General features: G+C 63.5%; 1 protein-coding gene. It reads right to left on the minus strand.

The window, feature by feature from the left end:
• Positions 1-398 precede the first annotated feature (398 nt).
• Positions 399-4247 carry a SpaA isopeptide-forming pilin-related protein gene (locus AC1AYR_RS11680; protein WP_476512698.1) on the minus strand — a complete coding sequence of 1283 codons (3849 nt, stop codon included), beginning with the start codon at positions 4245-4247 and terminating at the stop codon, positions 399-401.
• Between the last annotated feature and the right edge of the window lie 416 nt (positions 4248-4663).

Below are 4663 nucleotides of genomic sequence, written 5' to 3' on the forward strand. Positions count from 1 at the left end.
TTTTTGGCTGTGTTTTTCTTGGTCGTTAAACATCCTACCCAAAAAGCGCTCTTCTCTTACTCCCACAACGGCTCAACAACGAACCCACACCCACGAAAACAGCAATAGCGCCTTCTTTCTTTGGTGCTTTCCTTGTGTGTTACGTGTGTTGGGTGGGGCCGGTTGAACCACCCCCAGTCGGCTCCGCCGACAGCCCCCGCCAGCGGGGGCGGAGGGGAGAACAGTCATCAGGAGGATGACAGCCCCCGCCAGCGGGGGCGGGATATGAGGTGACGCCCGGCTTTACCGGTCGGGAACCACCCCCAGTCGGCTCCGCCGACAGCCCCCGCCAGCGGGGGCGGAGGGGATAACAGCCATCCGAAGGATGACCGGTCTCCGCCAGCGGAGCGGGATAAGAGTCAGGCGAGCCCCTTCCTCTTGCGGTATTCGTTGACCAGGGCAAGTGCCAAGGCGGCGGCGAATGCGGCCGCGCCACCGATCAGCAGCCAGTCACGCGCATCCAATCCACCCGTCAACGGCAGAGCCGCCACGGCCTTCACGTTGAGGAGCGTGTTCGTGCCCTTTACGCAGCCGTCGTTCTTGACGGTCGCTTTGGTCGGGCACAGCACGAGGTCGGAACCGTTCTGCCCGGCTGCGATGGTGAACGTGTACGTCTTGCTGAGCTTCACGTAACCCTTCGGGGCGGTTTTCTCAGTCAACTCGTACGTGTACGTCGTGTCGGAGGCCGGCGGGACGAGTCCCACCACCTGGAACTGGCCTTCCGTACGATCCACGTCCGCGTAGGTCGGCGAGTCACCGTCGAGGTTGTTGGTCTGCTTGTCGCAGGCCTTGTCGGTGGTATCGCCGGCCTCGCTCACGCAGTCGACGACCGTCGCGATCTTGGTTACGCCGGGAACCTGCTCGGTCTGGCCGTCGCCGGTCACCTTCAGCGGGCCGCGGATGGTCCATTCGGAACCGCCAAGCAGCGTGGACGCATCGTTCGCGTCGGCCTTCTTCCAACTGATGGAAGGCCGGGTGTTGAAGATGTCGTTCGTATCCATGGCGGAGGTCTTGTTGTCCTTCACCTTGGTCATGCTCACGCCGTCGTCGGTGACCGTCACCTCGTAGGAGACGGATGCGTCGGGAGCCCAGTAGCCGCTCGGGGCCGCGGTTCCCTTCAGCGTGTACGTGCCGTTCTTCAGTCCCTTCACCAGGAATCCACCGGCCGCGGGGTCGGAATCGTAATAGGCGGCCCCGTTCGCAGCGACGCACTTGTCCGCGGAATCCTGTTCGCAATCGGTGATCGAAGTGGCCGTGCCGCCCTTCGGGGTGAGCGTCCACTGGGACCCGCCGATCTGGCCGGAGTGTGAGAACGAGTCGCGCTTCGTCCATGCGAGATCGTGCAGCGGCTTGTTGTTGATGTCGATGTCGGTGTCCGTCTCCGTATCCGAGACGCTGCCATCGCCATTCGCATCCCAACGGGCCTGCGCGTTATCCACCTTGAACGTGTACGTCTTGGCGGAACCGTCGGCGTTGGCTTCCGGCTGGTATCCGGACGGCGCCTTCGTTTCGGTCAGCGTGTACGTGCCGTTGGCGAGGTTGTTGAGGTCGAAGCCTCCGGACTCCGGATTGTTGTCGAAGCCGACATACGTGGCGCTGGAGGCTTTGGCGCTGGCCGAGGTCTCGTCGTTCGCGGTCGTGTTGTCGAGCACATGTGCCGAACGCGTGACGGTGTATGTGCCGTCGGCGTTCTGCGTGGTGTCGGTCTTCCAGCATCGGCCGGCGTTCCATGCTGTCGTGCCATCGGCGGTCAACGTGCCGTTCGCGTCGGCCGTGCAAACACCCGGGAAGAAGTCCACGTTGAACGGACCACCTGCGACGGCCGCGGCCGCATCGGCGGTGGCACCGGTACCGGAGGTGGCGAGCGTCCACTCCGAGCCCGGAAGCGGGGTTTTGACGGTCGTACCGTCGGCCTTCGTTTCCGTCTTCACCTTGCTCCACGACGCTGTGTACGGCGTGGAGAACTTCACGTTGCCGTTCGTGCCGAACGCGCCGCCGGACAGTCGTGCGCCATTGCCGGTGATCACGATGGCGGCCGCCTGCTTGGCGGAATCCTTCTCGTCAGTCGTGCTGCCGTTGCCGTCCTGATCCAGCACGACGGCTTTGAGCGCGACGCCGTTGAGGGTCTCGTCGGAGTCCGCGTTCTGGCTGGTGAGTTTCAACGTCGTGACATGCGTATCGTCGAGAGTCACCTGGTTTTTCCGGCCATTGTCTCGCGAGTAGCGTTCACCCATCATCGTGACGGCGAGACTGGAACCGGTCGGGGTCCAGGAATCGCCGACCGGATTGGCATAGTAATCGTCGTAGCCGCTGGCCTCATGGACGGGGACGCCGTCACGGTACCAGTTCACCGCCGAATCGGCGCGGTTCGTGAACCATGTATCCATGAGTTCGAACTTGGTGGTCTTCTTCTTATCCCTGTTCTTGAACCACGGGTTCATCATGGCGAAGTCGTCGCCGGCTTCGGTGCCCGTGCCGTTGATGACACCGGAGCCGTTCAGACCGGTTGTCGCCGGTTCCAGATTGCCGTGCGTATCGTTCTCCACGGTGTTGGCGTCCTTCGCTTTGTTCACCGTGTTGTCGAACATCGCGATGTTGCCGCCCTTGGAGGCTTCACCGGTGCCGGACGGGCACAGCCACAGGCCGCCGCCGAAGTGACCGGCGACGTTCTCATACGCCACGGCCTTGCCCACGTAGGTGGTCGAATTCTCTTCGGTGTAGATGGCTCCGCCCAGGTAGCCGGACGTGTTGCCTTCGAAATGGCCACCCATCAGGTAAGCCTTCGAATTGTTGTCCTGTACGAAAATCGCGCCGCCGGCACCACCGTTGGGAATCTTGCCGTCAGCCGTGTACTGGGTGTCCAGTACACCGGACCAGTTGTTCTTGAACGTGGGCTTGCGTCCGTCATCACCGTTCTTGACCCACAATGTGCCCTGCACGTAGATGGCACCGCCGCCATTGCCCCAGCCCCAGGCCTTGGAGTGGTTGCCTGCGAACTTCACGTCGCCGCCCGTGATGTTGAGCGTGCCATTGCCCTCCACACGAACCGCGCCGCCGCCGGCATGCACGCCGCGTTTGCAGTTCTTACCCGACGGATCATCCGCGGCACAGTTCGGATTGTCCTGCACGTTGTTCGTAAACGCACCGGCGGTGATGTTGACGGTCCCGGCAACAGCCATGACCACACCGCCACCGAGACCACCCGAACTCGTCGTCTTGTTGGCGTCGAATGCACCTCCGGCGATGTTCGTGGTGCCGTTGCTCTGGTACAACACGCCACCGCCGGCACCCGTGGCGGCATTGCCGGTGAACGTGCCGTTGTTGACGGTCACGGTGCCTTGGTCGTTGTAGATGACGCCGCCGTTCACCGCCTTGTTGTTGGAGAACGTGCCGCCGTTGATGGTCACGGCACCGCCGTTGCTGTAGACGAGCGTGCCGTTCGCATGGTTCGCGGAACCGGTGATGTCGTTGCCGGAGAACGTGCCGTTGTTCACGACGAAGTTCGCGCCCGCCGCCTGAAGGTACGCGAAGAAGCGCTTGCCGTTCTTGTAGGAGAAGCTTGCGTCATTCGCATCCTTGCCGATGGTGAGTGTGCCGCCCGCGGCGACCATGAAGAACGTGTCGCCGTTGGTCGAGCTCGTCATCGCCGGGTCGACGCCGGTCTTCGCGGTGAGCGTGATGTTCTTCGTGATGGTCGCCTGCGCGTCCTGCGGCACGTCGATGGTCGTCGCGATCGTCACGGTCGCGTCGGCGGTACCGGCCACGCACCCCGCCAGCACGTTCCAGCTCAGCACGTTGTCGCACGTGTCGTCGCCTTCCGCGGAGGGCTGTGCGGCATCGCCCGCAGCCGCCGCGTCATCGGACGTGCCGTCCGACGCGGTGCCGGAGCCCGACGCGGCATCCTGACCGCTCTGCATCGCATTGGAATCCGCGCCGGACGCCGCGGGCTGCCCCGCAGTGCCGGATGCCGCATTGTCCTGCGACGTCGACGATCCCGTTCCCGCGCCGTTCGCCGTCGTACCGGCCGCGCCGGTATCGGTGACACCGGCGGCCGTGTTCTCGGCCATGGCCGGGGTCGACCCGACGAACATCATGGCGATGGTTGCCACGATCGCGCAGAACGTCCACGCGATGCTGCGCATGCGACCGCCCGGCATCCGCCGGGACATCCGTCCCCTGCCGTCCGTCTTCTGCGACTTGCTGTGCATAATCACTGCCTTACTGCTTTTGACCTCACTCACGATCCCGCCGCCACGTCGCTCTCATGCCGCATAGCGTTCATGCGACGGCCGACCGGCGTGCGTCTCGCACTTCCCTCGCGCCGGTGCGACCATCCCACCGGGAATCGTTCTATTTGACTTATTACCCCTACCCCGAGGATTACGGCAAACGTTTGACGTAATTGCAAATGCCGGCAATACGCGCCAGTACAGCGCTATACCAACTGAAACAAGCGGAAACGGGGTACCCATTACCATGTTTGGTAGGCCTCGATGGTCGGGGCCGGGTCGCCGGTCCTGGTATGACTTTCCTGCCCTGTCGTTGATGATCCGGGGGGTGTTGTCGCCGGGAGCGGGGGCGTCCGCAGACCGCTGATAGGAACCAGGCCGGCCGCATGGACGCG

This window comes from Bifidobacterium sp. LH_417, from assembly GCF_056357035.1.

Bases quoted from the DNA above. Each gene is read 5' to 3' on its own strand.
- AC1AYR_RS11680 (WP_476512698.1), bottom strand. From the start codon at position 4,247: ATGCACAGCAAGTCGCAGAAGACGGACGGCAGGGGACGGATGTCCCGG.